The following is a 15,850-nucleotide window of genomic DNA, read 5'->3' as shown; positions in this document are numbered from 1 at the left end:
CAAGAGGCTCACCGGCCTTCCCGGGGCCACCGGTCCTGCTTGCCCCACCGGCCCCAACGGCTCCACCGGCCCTGCTGGCCCCACCGGCCTACCGGCCCCTCACCTCACCGCAGACCAAGACCGATCGATCCCGCCGGTACCACCGGTCGCATGTGTCCCACCCGACCCACGAGACCCACACGACCAACCGGACCCACGTGACCCACGTGACCCAGCGGCCTCACAGCGCCGCCCGCACCGCCCGCACCAGCGCCTGCGCCCGGGGGTCCGCCGTGACGCCCTTGCGCATCCCGTTCGTCACGTACCCGAACGCGACCCCCGACTCGGGGTCCGCGAACCCCAGGGACCCGCCCCGCCCCGGATGCCCGAACGATCCCTTCGCCAGCATCGGCGCCGCCGGGCCGTGCAGCATGTAGCCGAGCCCGAACCGTGTCGCCACGACGAGCACCCGGTCGGGCCCCGCCGACTCCTCGGTCCGCGCGAGCGTCAGCGTCGCCGGGGCGAACAGCCGGTATCCGTCGACCGGGCCGATCATCGCCGCGTACACGCGGGCCAGGGCCCGTGCCGTGGAGATGCCGCCCGAGGCGGGCATCTCCGCCGTGTGGAACTCGCGGGCGTTCTCGTCCACCGCCGGGCGGATCACGCCGAACGCCCGCCGCGTCAGCGACTCCGGGTCCTCGTAGGCCTGGGACACCGATCGCTTGGGCCGCAGCCGCAGTTCGCCGCCCGCCGCGGGCGGCTCCGCGATCTCGGTGATCCTGCCGACCCTGCGGGCCTCTTCCTCCGGCAGGCCGATCCAGAAGTCCAGTCCGAGGGGACGCGCGATCTCCTCCGCCACGACCCGGCCGATGGACCGCCCGGTGACCCGCCGCACGAGTTCGCCGAGCAACCAGCCGTAGGTGTGCGCGTGGTAGCCGTGGTCCGTGCCCGGCTCCCAGACGGGCCGCTGCGCGGCCAGCGCCCGGGGCCCCGACTCGCCGTCGAGGGCCTGGGCCGGCGTCAGCGGGTCGTCGAGCACGGGCACGCCCGCGCGGTGCGAGAGCAGGTGCCGTACGAGGACCCGTTCCTTGCCCGCGGCCTTGAACTCCGGCCAGTACGTGCCGACCGGTGCGTCCAGGTCGATCCGGCCGCGCTGGTGCAGCAGGAGCGGTACGGCCGCCGCGACGCCCTTCGTCGCGGACCGTACGACCTGCGCGGTGTCCAGGGCCCACGGCTCCCGGCCGGTCGCGTCGCGCGCGCCCGCCCACAGATCCACGACCTTGCGGCCGTCGCGGTACACGGCGACAGCCGCGCCGCGTTCACCGAGCCGCTCGAAATTCCGTACGAAGGCGTCCCTGACCGGCTCGAAACCGGCCGTCACCGTGCCCTGGACGTCCACGCCCGCACTCCCGCTCGTCAATCCGCTCGGCGTACCGCATACCGCACGGCACCGGAGTGGTGCCGCCTCTCTATGGTGCAACGTTTCTGGAGGCGTCAGGACCAGGGTCCGCCCCCGCCCTCCCGTGCACTGCCGACGCACTGCCAAAGAAGTGCCGGGGTCCTGCCGCCGGACCGCAGGGCCCCACCGCGCCCGGACCGCAGGGCCCCACCGGGCGCCCGGTCCGCCGGACCGCCGCCGCCGGTTGTTTCCGCTGAACGGAAGTCGCACTGTGCGGCGGACCCGTCCGCGTGCACGCTGTGCTCGACCCGGCCCCGGGCCGTCCCCCACTGGGCGCCGGCGGCCCAGGCGGCCCCCGCCACATCGTCGTGGCGGGGAGCGGAGAGAGGCAGGAACGATGGGTTCCCTCGTCCACGACCAGCAAAGTTCCTTCATCCGAAACCAGTGGTACGTCGCGGCATACGGTCGGGAGGTGGGCCGCGAGCCCTTCTCCCGCACGGTCTGCGGCGAGCCGGTCCTCCTGTGGCGGACGCAGGACGGCGCGGTCACCGCGATGTCGGACCGCTGCGTGCACCGCCGTTTCCCGCTCTCCCAGAAGCCGAGTCACCTGGCCGGCGATCAGCTCGTCTGCGGTTACCACGGCTTCACCTACGGCGCCGACGGTGTCTGCGTGGCCGTACCGGGGCAGCGCAGGGTGCCGAGGACCGCGCGGCTGACCACGTACCCGGTCGCCGAACGCGACGCGTTCGTCTGGGTGTGGATCGGGGAGCGCGACGCCGCCGACGAGGCGCTGATCCCCCGCGCGCCCTGGCTCGCCGATCCCGCGTACACGACGGTCTCCGGCATGGAGCCGCTCGCCGCGCGGTACGGACTGCTCGTCGACAACCTGCTCGACCTGTCCCACGAGACCTATCTGCACGGCGGGTACATCGGTACGCCGGAGGTCGCCGAGACGCCGATCACCACCGAGGTCGACGAGGAGCGGGGCGTCGTGCGCGTCGGCCGCCACATGGACGACGCGGCCTGCCCGCCGTTCTACGCCGAGTCCACCGGCATCCAGGGGCGCATCACGCGGTGGCAGGACATCGAGTACCACGCGCCCTGCCTCTATCTGCTGCACAGCCGGATCGCGCCGGCCGGCACCCCGCCGCCGGCCGCCGACGGCGCGGACCCGGACGCCTTCCACGTCGAGGTCGTGTACGCCATCACGCCCGAGACCGAGCACAGTACCCACGACTTCTGGGCGGTGGCACGGGACTTCGCGCCGGGCGACCGGCGCGTGACGGACTTCCTGCACGACAGCAACCGGACCGTCGTCCTGCAGGACGTCGTCGCGCTCGACGTCCTGGAGAAGGCGGTGGAGGCGGAGGGCGGCGGGTACCAGGAGTTGAGCATCAACATCGACACGGGCGGTCTCGCGGCCCGCAGGATCCTGGACCGGCTGCGCGCGGCGGGCTCGGGGGCGGGAGCGGGGGCTGCGACATGACCGCCCGCGTCGGCGGGAGCGTCTTCCGCGTCCACTGGGTGCCCGGCACCGACCGGCTGCACGGCGTCTGCTTCTGCGGCGCGGCGCGGGACTTCGAGGACCCGGTCGACCTCTGGGACTGGCTCCTGGCCCACCCGGAGCACCCGTCCGCACCGGACCCGTCCACCCGGGTCACGTCCACTCCGGACCCGTCCACTCCGGACCCGTCCGTCCCGGACCTTCCGACGAGGCCCCCGTACCCGGTCGGCCCCGCTCACCCCGCGACCCCGGCGCGTCCGGCCGGCACCACCCCCGGACACGCCACGTGAGCGCGCCTGAAGCGGAGTTCCCCCTCGTCGTCGCACGCCGGGAGGCTGTCGCCGACGGTGTCGTACGGTTCACTCTCGCGCACCCCGACGGCGCCGAGCTGCCTGCCTGGGCGCCGGGCGCGCACCTCGACCTGCTGCTCGCGCCGGGCCTTGAGCGTCAGTACTCGCTGTGCGGCGACCCGGATGACCGGTCGGTGCTGCGGGTTGCGGTCCTGCGGGAGGCGGCCGGCCGGGGCGGCTCCCAGCACGCGCACGACAAACTGACCGAGGGCTCCGTGGTGCGGGTGCGGGGCCCGCGCAACCACTTCGCCCTCGTGGACGCGTCCCGCTACCTCTTCGTGGCGGGCGGGATCGGCATCACACCGCTGCTGTCCATGATCGCGGCGGTGGCGGCGCGGGGCGCCGACTGGCGGCTCGCGTACGGCGGCCGGAGCCGCGCCTCCATGGCGTTCGCGGAACGGCTGGCCGCCCGCCACCCGGAGCGGGTCGCGCTGTACCCCCGGGACGAGGCGGGGCCCCTCGACCTGGACGGGCTGCTCGGCGTCCCCCGCGCGGACACCGCCGTGTACTGCTGCGGTCCCGAGTCCCTGCTCACCGCGGCCGAGGAGCGGTGCTCGGCGTGGCCGCGCGGAGCGCTCCACACCGAGCGGTTCGCGCCGAGGCCGGAGGCCGCCGCCGGTACAGCCGGCGGGGCCGCCGAGGCCGCACCGGGCGGACCGGCGTCCGGCACGGCGCCCGGTACGTTCGAGGTGGAACTCGCCGCCTCGGGCAGGACGGTGACGGTCCGACCGGACTCATCCATCCTCCAGGCCGTGGAGGAAGCCGGGATCCAGGTACTGTCCTCCTGCCGCGAGGGCACCTGCGGGACCTGCGAGACGGACGTGCTCGCGGGCGAACCCGACCACCGGGACTCGCTGCTCACGGCCGGCGAACGGGCCGCGAACGACGTGATGTTCATCTGTGTGTCGCGGTGCCGCTCCGGTCGGCTGGTGCTCGACCTGTGACACCGGCGGCCGGGCGGGGCACCGGATCCGCGCCCAGCGACCGGGAGATGCCCCGGGCCGCGATCTGCACGAGCGGCACGAGCGTGTGCGGCTGGACGCCACCGGCGCGCGCCACGACGGAGACGGCCGCGACGACGTCGCCGCCCGGTCCGTGCACCGGAGCGGCGACGGACACGCTGTCGAGGGTCACCTGCCGTTCGCAGATCGCCACCCCGGTACGGCGCACCTCGGCGAGCAACTGCCGCAGCACGGCGGGCTCGCACACGGTCTCCGGCGTGCACCGCGCGGGCGGGCCCGCGAGCACCCGCTCCTGGACGTCGGGCGGCGCGTACGCGAGCAGGACACGGCCCACACCGGTCGGCATGAGCGCGAACCGCCCCGCGACACGCGTCAGTACGGGCACGGCGCCACGACCCGCGAGGCGTTCGACGAACACCACCGAGAGGTCTTCCCGTACCGCCAGCTGAGCGTTCTCCCCGGTGACATGGACGAGGTCGGAGAGCTGCGGGAGGGCCAGTTCCCGCAGTCCGAGGCCGCGCGGCGCGAGCGAGGCGATCTCCCACAGCCGCAGGCCGATGCGGTACGCGCCGTGGGCGTCGCGCTCCAGGGCGCCCCACTGGGCGAGTTCTCCCACCAGGCGGTGCGTTGTGGTGAGCGGGAGGCCGGTGTGGCGGGCGATGCCGCTGAGGGTGTGGACCGGCGCGGCGGGTGTGAACGCCTCCAGCACGCGCAAGGCCCGCCCGGTGACGGAGGCCCCGTGCCCCCGCCCGTCCCGGCCCTCGCACCTGCGCCCCGCCCCGGCCCCTCCTTCGTCGCGCCGCCCGGCGTAGTCGATCCGAAGGCCGCCCTCGCCGAGACCGTTGCCGTCACCGCGACCGCCGCCTTCGCCGCGCCTGCCCGCGTCGACCGGACCGGGACCGTTGCCGTCACCGCGACCGCCGCCTTCGCCGCGCCTCCTGCCCGCGTCGACCGGACCGCCCTCGTCGCACCGCCCGGCGTCGTCCCCCGTACTCCGTCCGTCCACGCCCATCGGGCCATCGTCCGGCCACGGGTGCCGGGGGTCAACGGTGGGGCGGCACGTCCCGCCCTGGCGCCACTCCCGGCCGGCGCCGTCCGGTGGGGGCACAAGGTCAGCGGCGTCCGATCCCTGGGCGAGGGCCGCCACGAGGTGGCCTTCGCCGACGGCGCCACCCTCGCCACGACCCTGCTGGTCGGCGCGGGCGGCGCCTGGTCACGGGTCCGGCCGCTGCTCTCCGACGCGGCACCCGGGCACACAGGCAGGTCGTACGTCGAGACCTCCCTGTGACCCTGCTCGGCGACGCCGCCCACCTCGCGGTACCGGACGGCGAGGGCGCCAACCTGGCCATGTACGACGGCGCCGAACTCGGCACGGCCATCGCCGCACACCCGGACGGCGTCGAGACCGCGCTCGCCGGCTACGAGCAGGACCTGTTCCCCCGCAGCGCCGCGGCTGCCGCCGATGGCCTCGACCTCCACGAGCTCCTCTTCGGCGAGGACGCGCCCCGGAGTCTCGTCGGCATGTTCGAGGGAGGCGAGTGAGCGGCACGCGGCCCGGGCGCCGGTCACGCACGCACGCTCACCGAAGACGACCCGCGTCGACCACCCGTCCCGGGGGCGGACGAAAGACACGGCAGAAAGGCCCTTCGCCAAGCCCCGTTCCGGACCTCGTTCCGGAGCCTCGTTCCGGCCCGTTCAGGGGGCCTCACGAGGTCGCAGTGCAAGATTTTCATATATTTGTACCATTAAGGGGTGATTTTGTCGGTCCGGGGCATCACGTCCCGGCATCCGTTCAGAGGAGTCGTCGATGTCACCTGTGGTCGAGCAGTCCGCCAAAGCGCGCCTGATAAGCGACGCCCCTCACCCCCGAATCGTCTCCGTCATGCTGCGCTACGACGGCTCCGACCCCCTCGCGCTGCGGATGGTCTTCCCCGCCGAGGTCTCGCTCGACGACAGTGACGTCGTCTGGACGTTCGCCCGCGACCTGGTCGAAACGGGCCTTCGGGAACCGGCGGGCGACGGTGACGTGCACGTATGGCCGTGCGGGCGGGCGCAGACCGTGTTCGAGTTCCGGGCGCCGGAGGGCGTCGCGCTGGTGCAGTTCGACAACGCCTCGTTGCGCCGCTTCCTGCGGAGCACGTACTCCGTCGTGCCGGCCGGCAAGGAGGCCGACCACCTCGACGTCGAGCAGCACATCGGCAGCCTCATCGTCTGAGCGCACGGATGGGCGGGACCCGGCGCAGGTGCTGGACGTGTCCACAGCCCGGCCGCCCGGGTCGCGCCCGCCGGCGTCGCGCCGGCCCCGCGCGGGGTCCGTGCGCCCGGTGCGCCCGCCCGAAATCCACGGGATGAGTTGCCCGTGCACCCCGCCGCGGAAAGCATGGGAAGGTGAGTGACGACGTCGCGTATCTCCGCTTCCCCCACCTGCACGAGGACTTGGTCTGCTTCGCAGCCGAGGACGACATCTGGGTCGCCCCGGTCGCAGCGGCCGGTGAGCGGCCCGGCCGGGCCTGGCGCGCGAGCGTCGACCGGACGAGAGTGGGCCACCCCCGGTTCTCACCCGACGGCCGGCACATCGCCTATACGAACTGGCGCAGCCTCGACCCGGAGATCCACCTCGCCCCCGTCGACGGTGGTCCGGCCCGGCGCCTGACCTACTGGGGCTCGACGGACACCCGCGTCTGCGGCTGGAGTGCCCCCGATCCGAAGGAGCCCGGCGGCAGCGGGCAGATCCTGGCCGTGTCGTCGCACGGGCAGCCGTTCTCCTACTACTCCTGGGCGTACGACGTTCCCACCGACGGGTCCCCGGGCGGCAAGCTCCCCTGGGGGCCGGTGTCCGACCTCGCCGTCGGCGACATCGGCGGCGAGCGCAGGACCCTGCTGCTGACCGGCACGCCACCGCACGAACCCGCCACCTGGAAGCGCTACCGCGGCGGTGCCACCGGCCGCCTGTGGCTGCACGGCGAGCGACTGCTCGCGGATCTCGACGGGCATCTCGCCTGCCCGATGATCGTCGGCGAGCGGGTCGCCTTCCTCTCCGACCACGAGGGCATCGGCAACCTCTACTCGTGCCGCCCCGACGGCACCGGCCTGCTCCGCCACACCGACCACGACGCCTTCTACGCCCGGCACGCGTCCACGGACGGCCGCCGCGTCGTCTACCAGTGCGCGGGCGAGATCTGGCTGGTGGACGCGCTGACCCCCCACTCCGTGCCCCGCAGGCTGGACGTGCGCCTCGGCGGCCCGCGCGCCGGCCGCCGTCCGTACCAGATCCCCGCGGCGGCCCACCTCGGCGCGATCTCCGTCGACACGACGGGCCGGGCGAGCGCCGTGTCCGTACGCGGCAGCCTCTACTGGCTCACCCACCGCGACGGGCCGGCCCGCACCATCGTCGACACCCCCGGGGTCCGGGTGCGGCTGCCCTCGATGCTCGGCTCCGGCGGCCAGGTCGCGTACGTCACGGACGCGGAGGGGGACGACGCCGTCGAGATCGCGTACCTGCCGCGCGCGAGCGGTGACCGCAGTCCGCGCAGGCTGGCGGCCGGGCGGCTCGGGCGGGTGCACGAGATGGAACCCGACCCGGACGGCGAACGGGTCGCGATCGCCACGCACGACGGTCGCCTGCTCCTCCTCGACGTCACCGACCCCGGCGCCGGCGAAGGCGCTGACGAAGGCGCTGACGAAGGCACCGAGAGCGTCACCGGCGACGACGGCGACGGCACCGCCGAGGTGTCCGCCGATCCGGGCACCGGCACTGATCCGGCCGAAACCGGCACGGCAGGCGACGCCCCGGACGACCCGGCCCGGGCGCCTGTCCGCCTGACCGAGATCGTCCGTTCCCGCAACGGGCCGGTCACCGACGTCGCCTTCTCCCCCGACGGCAACTGGATCACCTGGTCCCATCCCGGCGTCGGCCGGTCCCTGCGCCAGATCAGGATGGCCCGCATCGGCGGCCCCGGCGCGGCGGGGCCCGGCGAGGCCCCCACCGTCGTGGACATCACCGACGGCCGCTTCGAGGACGAGAACCCCGTCTTCACCAGTGACGGCCGCTATCTCGCGTTCCTCTCCTGGCGCGGCTTCGACCCGGTCTACGACGTCCACACGGGCGACCTCTCCTTCCCGCTGGGCTGCCGCCCGTACCTGGTGCCGCTGTCGTCGGCGACGCCCTCCCCGTTCGCGCTCTCCCCCGAGGGGCGGCCCGCGGCCGGGGGCCTCGATCCGCTCGGCGCCGACGATGCCGAGGGCGGCGCGGTCACCGTGGAGGTGGAGGGGCTGGCGAGCCGGGTCACGCCGTTCCCGGTGTCCGCGTCCAAGTACTCGTCCCTCTTCCCCGTCAGCGGTGGCGGCCTGGTCTGGCTGCGCTGGCCGATCTCCGGCGCGCTCGGTGAGACCTTCGCGAACCCCGACGACATGTCGGGACGCCCCACGCTCGAACACTTCGACCTCGCGAAGGCCCGCAGGAGCGAACTGGTCGACCACCTCGACTGGTTCGCGCCCAGCGGCGACGGCTCCCGGCTGGTCGTCGTGGACGACGGCGACCTGCGCGTCGTGGCGGCCACCGGGGACGCGGACGGGGACGGCTCGGTCCACCTCGACCTGCGCCGCATCCTGCACGAGGCGGACCCGCGGGCCGAGTGGCGGGGAGCGTTCGAGGAGGCGGGCCGCGTCATCCGCGCGTACTTCTGGGACCCGCGGATGAGCGGCATCGACTGGGACGCGGTGCTCGACCAGTACCGGCCGCTGGTCGAACGGGTCGCCTCGCCCGACGAGTTCGCGGACCTGCTGCGCGAGGTGCTGGGTGAGCTGGGCACGTCGCACGCGTACGTGTCGGCCGCACGGCGTGACGAGGGCCCACCGCACTACCAGCGGCCGATGGGACTGCTCGGCGCCAACCTGGTGCCCCGGGACGGCGACTGGACGGTGCAGCGGATCCTGCCCGGCGACTCGTCGGACTCCAGGGCCCGTTCACCGCTCGCGGGTACGGGGGTCCGCGAGGGCGCCGTGCTCACGCATGTGGACGGCCGCCCGGTGGACCCCGTCGCGGGCCCGGCGCCGCTGCTGTCGGCCGCCGGAGGGACGACGGTGGAGCTGACGTTCCGCACGGTGGACAGCGCCGGGGGCCCAGGCGGCGACGGCGGGCCCGCGACGGGGTCAGGGGACAGCGACGGCGACGGTGGCCGCGATCGTGGCGGACAGGCCCCGGAGCCTGGCCCCCGCCCGCTCTCCCGGCCCGGCGCCCCCGCGCGCCGCGTCGCCGTCGTCCCGCTCGTCGACGAGCGCCCGTTGCGCTACCAGGACTGGGTCACCAAGCGCCGCGAAGTGGTCCGGGCGCTCAGCGACGGCCGCTGCGGCTATCTGCACATCCCCGACACGCAGGGCTCGGGCTGGGCGCAGTTCAACCGCGACCTGCGGCTGGAGGTGTCCCGCCCCGCGCTGATCGTGGACGTACGCGGCAACGCCGGCGGCAACATCAGCGAACTGGTGGTGGAGAAGCTGAGCCGCCGCATCATCGGCTGGGACCTGACCCGCGACGCGGAACCGGTCTCGTACGCGTCGAACGCGCCGCGCGGCCCGGTCGTCGCGATCGCCGACGAGGCGACCTCGTCCGACGGCGACATGATCACCGCCGCCTTCCGGCTGCTGGGCCTCGGCCCGGTGGTCGGGCAGCGCACCTGGGGCGGTGTGGTCGGCATGACGGGCCGGCACCGGCTCGGCGACGGCACGGTGATCACGGTCCCCATGAACGCGGCCTGGTTCGACGCGTACGGCTGGTCGGTGGAGAACCACGGGGTGGAGCCGGACATCGAGGCGCTGCGCACCCCGCTGGACTGGGCGGAGGGCCGGCACGCGCAACTGGACGACGCGGTCTGGGTGGCGCTCGACCTGCTGGCCGCCCGGCCCGCGGCGGAGCCGCCCGGCTACCAGGCGGTGCCGGACCGGCGCCGCCCGCCACTGCCGCCGCGCGGGGTCCCGGAACCGGAACCGCGACCGGAGCCGTAATCGGGGCCGTAAAGAGTCGTAAGGAGTCGTCATCGTGGCCGTGACCGCCGGCCGCCGTCGAAGGCCTGAACCGGTGCCGGGTCCCCCCGCCACGGCACCGCGCGCGGTGCCGTTGACGCCCCCCGCGCGCCGGAGGGCCGCAGCCGGTCAGTCCGGCTGCGGCCCTCCACGTCAGGTCACCCGGTGGCGCCCACCCTCACGCCGGGAAGCGGCTGCCGGGGCGCTCCCGCCCCGCCTCGGTGCCTCCCTCGGCGCGGTCGGCCTCGCGGTCGCTCTCGTCCCGCATCCGCTCCCCGGCCTCCCCCGCCTGAGCGCGTGGCGGGGCCTTCGAGGGCCGTGGGGCCGCGCCCCGCCGGACGCTCCCCTCGCCGTGCTCACGGCCCTCGGGGCCGCGGGCGTCGGACGGGCCGCCCGTCGGCTCCACTTCCTCTTCGCCCCCGCGCTTGCGCGCCTCGTCCTTCATGCGGTCGGCCTTGTCCTGGAACTGCTCCTTGAGGCCCATGGTTTCGTCACTCCTCGGGGGAGGCGGGGAGCCCCCGACCGGGGGCCCGACCAGAGTTGCACGGCAGGACACGCTCCGCATTTCGATCAGTGACGCTGTGTGCGGCCCGCCTCGTCGGCCTGTCCGCCGGCCCCGACAAGTCCCTTGCCGATGCCGGTCAGCCGGGGTTCGAAGCGCCGCATCTCCCGCTTGCCGACCGTCGCCACCACCCCGGGGAGGTACGCGCGCACGCCCTGCATCCCGCGCAGCCACCACTGTCCGTACACGTGCGGCGAACGGTGCTCGATCCCCGCGACGATCCGGTCCACGGCGGGCCCGAGCGGGTAGGTGCGATTGGACGGCCAGGGCAGCCGCTGCCTGAGCTCGCGCATCACGTCGTCCTGGTCGGCGCCGCGCACCATGTCGGTGTCGGTCCACGACAGGTAGCCGACGCCCACCCCCACGCCCCGGTGCCCGACCTCGCAGCGCAGCCCGTGCGCGAAGGCCTCGACGCCCGACTTCGACGCGCAGTACGCGGTCATCATCGGCGCCGGGGTCATCGCCGCAAGGGAGGCGATCTGCAGGAAGTAGCCGCGGCTCTCGCGCAGCGCGGGCAGGAAGGCGCGCGCGGTGTTGGCGCCGCCGATCAGGTTGACCTCGATGACCCGCCGCCAGATGTCGGGGTCGGAGTCGGCGAACGGACCGCCGTTCGCGACGCCGGCGTTGGCGACGACGATGTCGACCCGGCCGAAGCGTTCCCGTATCCCGCCCGCGACCCGGCCCAGCGCCGTGTGGTCGGTGACGTCCGCGTACCAGTGGCCGCTTTCGCCGTGCAACCGTTCGCCGACCGCTTTGAGCTGGTCCTCCTCCAGACCGACCAGGGCGACGGTGGCGCCGCGCGCCGAGAGCTTGCGGGCGAGCAGTTCGCCCACACCGCGTGCCGCGCCGGTGACGACCGCGACCTTCCCTTCGAGGACCGGCCGCTTCCTCGTGTTCCGCGCATCGCTCATGCGGCCGGCTCCGTGTTCTTGAGGTGGGCGGCGGCGAGTTCCCGTATCGCCGCGGTCACGGCCTCGGGCGCCTCGACGGGGCTCATGTGCCCTATCCCGGGCAGGGTGGTCAGGCCCACGCAGTCCGGCAGCCAGGCGGCCAGCCGGCGGGCGTGGACGGGCGGGGTGAGCCGGTCGGCGTCGCCGGCCACTACCGCCGTGGGCACGGTCAACTCCCGTACCCCCAGCTCCAGGTCGAGCGTGTCGAGGACCGCCGACCAGGCGACGCGGGCACCGCGCGGGCAGGCGTGCACGATCTCGACGCATCGCCGCACCCGGTCCTTAGGGGTGGCCGGGCCCATCGTGCCGTAGCGCAGCGCGCGCAGGGACAGCGGTGTGACCGGCCCGAGCGGGGCGCGTGCGCCGAGGATGCGGCGGGTGATGCCGGTGCGCAGCCGGCCGGCCCGCATCGGTACCACCCGGGATTCGGGGACCAGCCCCGACGCGCCCGTACTGCACAGCAGTACGGCGCCGGCGTGCTCGCGGAAGGCGGGCCGGGCCGAGGCGGCCATCATGGTCATGCCGCCCATGGAGTGCCCGGCCAGTACGGCCTGTTCGCCGGGTTCGAGGGCCGCGTCGAGCACGGCCTCCAGGTCGTCGGCGAGCGCCTCGGTGGAGTACCCGTCGGGCGCGGCGGCCGGGCTGGCGCCGTGGCCGCGCTGGTCGTAGGCGATGACGCGGTGGTCACCGCGGAGGTCCGCTATCTGCTCGGACCAGAAGGCGATGTTGCAGGTCCAGCCGTGCGAGAGGACGACCGCGGGCGCGCCGTCGGCGCCGTGGACCTCGACGTGGACGCGGGATCCGTCGGCCGAGACGGCGTCGAAAGTGCGGGTCGGGACTGGTGGGTGCGGGGAGTTCACCGCAGGGCCTCCTTCGCGGCGGAGCCGGCGGCGGTCGCTGCCAGGCGGGTGTCCGGCTGCCGGACGATGTCGTACTCGGCGGGGTCGACGCGCAGCGTCTCCCGGTGGAACTCGGCGGTCGTGCCGGGCCAGATGGTGGTGTTGCGGCCCGCGGCGTCCATGTACCAGCTGGTGCAGCCGCCGGTGTTCCACACCGTGCGGGCCATCCGCCGCTGCACCCCCTCGTTCCACGCGTGGACGGCGCCCGGCCGGGCGTCGAGCGCGGCACGGCGGCCCCGGCCCCCGCGGTCCAGGGAGCCGAGCTTGCGCAGGTAGTCCGCGAGGTAGTTCAGCTGGGCCTCGATCATCAGGATCATCGAGGAGTTGCCGAGGCCCGTGTTGGGCCCGATGAGCGACATCCAGTTGGGGAAACCGTCGACGGTGGCACCGCGCAGCGACCGCATGCCGCCCTCGGCCTCGCCCCAGGCCTCGGAGAGGGTGCGCCCGCCCGCGCCGACGACGCGCCGCGCGATGGGCATGTCGGTGACGCGGAAGCCGGTCGCGAAGACGATCGCGTCGACCTCGGCGGTGGAGCCGTCCGCGCCGACGAGTTCGCGGCCGCGCACCTCGGCCAGCCCCGCCGGGACGACGTCGACGTTGGGGCGGGTCAGCGCCGGGTAGTACGCGTTGGACAGCAGGATCCGCTTGCAGCCGATGCGGTACGAGGGGGTCAGCCGGGCCCGCAGTTCCGGGTCCGCGACCGCCTTCGCCAGGTGGCGCCTGGCCACCGCCTCGACGAGGCCGAGTTCGCCGGGGTGCTTGGTGAACGCCTGGACCTGGAGCTCCCTCATGCCCCACAGGCTCCGGCGGCGCAGCCTGGCCGTGGCGGGCACGGCCCGGTGCAGGGCGCGTTCGAAGCCGGTGATGTCCCGGTCGCGGCGCGGCATCACCCAGGGGGGCGTGCGCTGGAAGAGGGTGAGCCGGGCGACGTCGGGCTGGATGGCCGGGACGACCTGGATGGCGGAGGCGCCCGTTCCGATGACGGCGACGCGCTTGCCGCGCAGGTCGTAGTCGTGGTCCCAGCGGGCGGTGTGGAAGACGCGGCCGGGGAAGGTCGAGAGCCCGGGGATGTCCGGGGTCCTCGGGTCCGAGAGCGGTCCGCCGGCGGAGACGACGACGTCCGCGGTGAACGTGGTGCCCGGCGCGGTCCGGACGATCCAGCGCAGTTCTTCCGCGTCCCACCGCGCCTCGGTGACCTCGTGGCCGAGGCGCAGGTGCGGGCGCAGGCCGAAGGTGTCGACGACGTCCTGAAGGTACGCCCTGATGTAGGGCTGGCCGGAAAAGGCGCGAGGCCAGTCGGGGTTGGGTGCGAAGGAGAACGAATAGAGGTGCGACGGCACGTCGCAGGCGCACCCCGGGTAGTCGTTGTCGCGCCAGGCCCCGCCCACGGAGTCGGCGCGTTCCAGCACCACGAAGTCGGTGACACCTTCGCGGCGCAGTCGTACGGCGGCGCCGATCCCGGCGAACCCGGACCCGATCACCGCCACGCGCACATGCTTGTGCTGTCCCATACTCGCCTCCCAACCATGCCAGCAATCACTGGCACGATGGGAGCGTAGGGCACGTGCGTACCGATGGGTAGGGGGCGTGCGCCACGGAGTTACCGGCAGTACGCGCGCTACCGGCCATAAGCTGGCGGGATGCCGGACGATCACCGAGACCCCCCGAGCGACGAGATCCGCGAGTACCGCATGGAGGAACTGGCCGACGCGGCCGGCGTCCCCGTACGCACCGTGCGCTACTACCGCGAGCGCGGCCTGCTCCCGCCGCCCCGCCGCGAGGGCCGGATCGCCTGGTACGACGAACACCACCTGGCCCGGCTGCGGACCATCGCGGGACTGCTGGAGCGCGGCCACAACCTCAACGGCATCGCCGACCTCGCGACCGCGCTGGAGAACGGCCGCGGCATCCACGACGTGCTCGGCATGAACGCGCCGACCGAGGAGACACCGGTCAGCCTCTCCCCCGAGGAGATGGCCGACTACTTCGAGGCCGAGGTGACCTCCGAGAACCTGGCCGAGGCGCTGGAACTGGGCTACCTCGCCACCGACGGCGACCATCTCGTCCACATGAGCCGCCGCCTGCTGGAGGTCTCCTCGACCCTCGTACGCTCCGGGGTCCCGCTCTCCGCGGTGCTCGCGGCGGGCCGCGAGGTCCGCTCCCACGCGGACGCCCTCGCCGCCCTGTTCACCGGCCTGCTGCGCGCCCACACCCCGGACACCGACCCGGCCGAGCTGCGCCCGCTGGCCAGGAGTGTGGTGGAGGCCGAACTGTCCCTCGCCCTCGACCACCACCTCGCCGCGGCGCGCGGACCGGGGGAGCCGGCCGACGGGCCCGGGACCTGAGCCCGGCCGCGCGCGAGGGGCACGCCCGCGGCCCCCGCGAGGGCCCCGCGTCCGGCTAGGGGCCGTACGTGACGGTCACCGGCGCGTGGTCCGACCAGCGTTCCTCGTGGCTCGCGGCGCGCTCCACGACCGCCTTGACCGCGCGGGCCGCGAGAGCACCGGTCGCCGCGTGGTGGTCGATGCGCCAGCCCGCGTCGTTGTCGAACGCGCGGCCCCGGTACGACCACCAGGAGTAGGGGCCATCCTGGTCCGGGTGCAGGGCCCGCACCACGTCGACGTAGCCGGTCTCCTCGTAGACGCGCGAGAGCCAGGCGCGCTCCTCGGGCAGGAAGCCGGAGTTCTTGCGGTTGCCGCGCCAGTTCTTCAGGTCGGCCTCCCGGTGGGCGATGTTCCAGTCGCCGCACACCAGCACCTCACGGCCGTCCCCGGCCGCCCGCTCGCGCAACTCCCCCAGATACGCCAGGAACTCCTTCATGAAGCGGTACTTCTCGTCCTGACGCGGGGTGTCCACCTCGCCGGACGGCAGATAGAGGCTCGCGACCGTCACACCCGGCAGGTCGATCTCCGCGTACCGGCCGGACGTGTCGAACTCGGCGCTGCCGAAGCCGATCCGCACCGCGTCCGGCTCCCGCCGCGCATAGAGCGAGACGCCCGCCCTGCCCTTCGCGAGTGCCGGGGCGTGCACGGCGTGCCAGCCCGCCGGCGCCCGCACGCCGTCCGGCAACTGGCCGGGCTCGGCCCGTACCTCCTGCAGGCACAGCACGTCGGCGGAGGTCCGCGCCAGCCACGGGACGAAGCCCTTCTTCGCGGCGGCGCGCAGCCCGTTCACATTCACGGTGGTCACGGTGAGCACCCGTGCACACTACACACCACGCGCCGAGG

General features: G+C 74.3%; 13 protein-coding genes and 1 pseudogene. 7 read left to right on the top strand and 7 right to left on the bottom strand.

From position 1 onward, the window contains the following. Window positions 1-220 precede the first annotated feature (220 nt). Window positions 221-1,378 (bottom strand): serine hydrolase domain-containing protein, encoded by a 1,158-nt coding sequence (locus OG310_RS21065; protein ID WP_329460294.1) that lies wholly within the window; start codon window positions 1,376-1,378, stop codon window positions 221-223. Between the two features lie 397 nt (window positions 1,379-1,775). On the opposite strand from OG310_RS21065, the gene OG310_RS21060 reads away from it, so the two are divergent. Genes OG310_RS21060 through OG310_RS21050 form a run of 3 tightly spaced genes read left to right on the top strand, consistent with a single transcriptional unit; the run spans window position 1,776 to window position 4,176 of the window. Then, entirely contained in the window at window positions 1,776-2,864 is a 1,089-nt protein-coding gene (locus OG310_RS21060; RefSeq protein WP_329457423.1) for an aromatic ring-hydroxylating dioxygenase subunit alpha, read from the top strand. Then, entirely contained in the window at window positions 2,861-3,172 is a 312-nt protein-coding gene (locus OG310_RS21055; RefSeq protein WP_329457422.1) for a hypothetical protein, read from the top strand. The genes OG310_RS21060 and OG310_RS21055 overlap by 4 nt, the downstream gene beginning before the upstream one ends. Continuing rightward, window positions 3,169-4,176: a PDR/VanB family oxidoreductase gene (locus OG310_RS21050; protein ID WP_329457421.1), complete on the top strand. Its 1,008-nt coding sequence runs from the start codon at window positions 3,169-3,171 to the stop codon at window positions 4,174-4,176. Before OG310_RS21055 ends, OG310_RS21050 begins: the two co-directional genes overlap by 4 nt. Here the strand turns inward: OG310_RS21050 and OG310_RS21045 are convergent. Beyond that, the gene (locus OG310_RS21045; RefSeq protein ID WP_329460293.1) at window positions 4,127-4,903 is read right to left on the bottom strand and encodes an IclR family transcriptional regulator; all 777 of its coding nucleotides are present in this window, start codon (window positions 4,901-4,903) and stop codon (window positions 4,127-4,129) included. The two genes, OG310_RS21050 and OG310_RS21045, sit on opposite strands and share 50 nt — an antisense overlap. Window positions 4,904-5,230: 327 nt before the next feature. Here OG310_RS21045 and OG310_RS21040 point away from each other — a divergent pair. From OG310_RS21040 to OG310_RS21030, 3 genes and pseudogenes are all read left to right on the top strand, one after another. Continuing rightward, a pseudogene (locus OG310_RS21040) lies at window positions 5,231-5,736 on the top strand (FAD-dependent oxidoreductase); the annotation flags it as partial. Between the two features lie 265 nt (window positions 5,737-6,001). Beyond that, window positions 6,002-6,409, top strand: a complete 408-nt coding sequence (locus OG310_RS21035; protein WP_329457420.1) for an SsgA family sporulation/cell division regulator — start codon at window positions 6,002-6,004, stop codon at window positions 6,407-6,409. A 173-nt stretch (window positions 6,410-6,582) separates the two neighbouring features. Further along, entirely contained in the window at window positions 6,583-10,194 is a 3,612-nt protein-coding gene (locus OG310_RS21030; protein ID WP_329457419.1) for a S41 family peptidase, read from the top strand. Between the two features lie 196 nt (window positions 10,195-10,390). Here OG310_RS21030 and OG310_RS21025 read toward each other — a convergent pair whose 3' ends face one another. From OG310_RS21025 to OG310_RS21010, 4 genes are all read right to left on the bottom strand, one after another. Further along, the gene (locus OG310_RS21025; RefSeq protein WP_329457418.1) at window positions 10,391-10,696 is read right to left on the bottom strand and encodes a hypothetical protein; all 306 of its coding nucleotides are present in this window, start codon (window positions 10,694-10,696) and stop codon (window positions 10,391-10,393) included. Between the two features lie 86 nt (window positions 10,697-10,782). Beyond that, window positions 10,783-11,685, bottom strand: coding sequence for an SDR family oxidoreductase (locus OG310_RS21020; RefSeq protein ID WP_329457417.1), 903 nt, complete (start codon window positions 11,683-11,685; stop codon window positions 10,783-10,785). Beyond that, on the bottom strand, window positions 11,682-12,584 hold the full coding sequence (locus OG310_RS21015; RefSeq protein ID WP_329457416.1) for an alpha/beta fold hydrolase: 903 nt from the start codon (window positions 12,582-12,584) through the stop codon (window positions 11,682-11,684). The genes OG310_RS21020 and OG310_RS21015 overlap by 4 nt, the downstream gene beginning before the upstream one ends. Then, window positions 12,581-14,134: a flavin-containing monooxygenase gene (locus OG310_RS21010; RefSeq protein WP_329457415.1), complete on the bottom strand. Its 1,554-nt coding sequence runs from the start codon at window positions 14,132-14,134 to the stop codon at window positions 12,581-12,583. The genes OG310_RS21015 and OG310_RS21010 overlap by 4 nt, the downstream gene beginning before the upstream one ends. Window positions 14,135-14,314: 180 nt before the next feature. On the opposite strand from OG310_RS21010, the gene OG310_RS21005 reads away from it, so the two are divergent. After that, on the top strand, window positions 14,315-14,968 hold the full coding sequence (locus OG310_RS21005; protein WP_329460292.1) for a MerR family transcriptional regulator: 654 nt from the start codon (window positions 14,315-14,317) through the stop codon (window positions 14,966-14,968). A gap of 55 nt (window positions 14,969-15,023) precedes the next feature. On the opposite strand, the gene OG310_RS21000 is transcribed toward OG310_RS21005, so the two are convergent. Then, window positions 15,024-15,821, bottom strand: coding sequence for an exodeoxyribonuclease III (locus tag OG310_RS21000; RefSeq protein WP_329457414.1), 798 nt, complete (start codon window positions 15,819-15,821; stop codon window positions 15,024-15,026). Window positions 15,822-15,850: the final 29 nt, after the last annotated feature.

This window comes from Streptomyces sp. NBC_01497 (genome assembly GCF_036250695.1).
Classification (GTDB): Bacteria; Actinomycetota; Actinomycetes; order Streptomycetales; family Streptomycetaceae; genus Streptomyces.
Note: the sequence above shows the minus strand (reverse complement) of the source record. Positions and strands in the feature narration are given on the sequence as shown.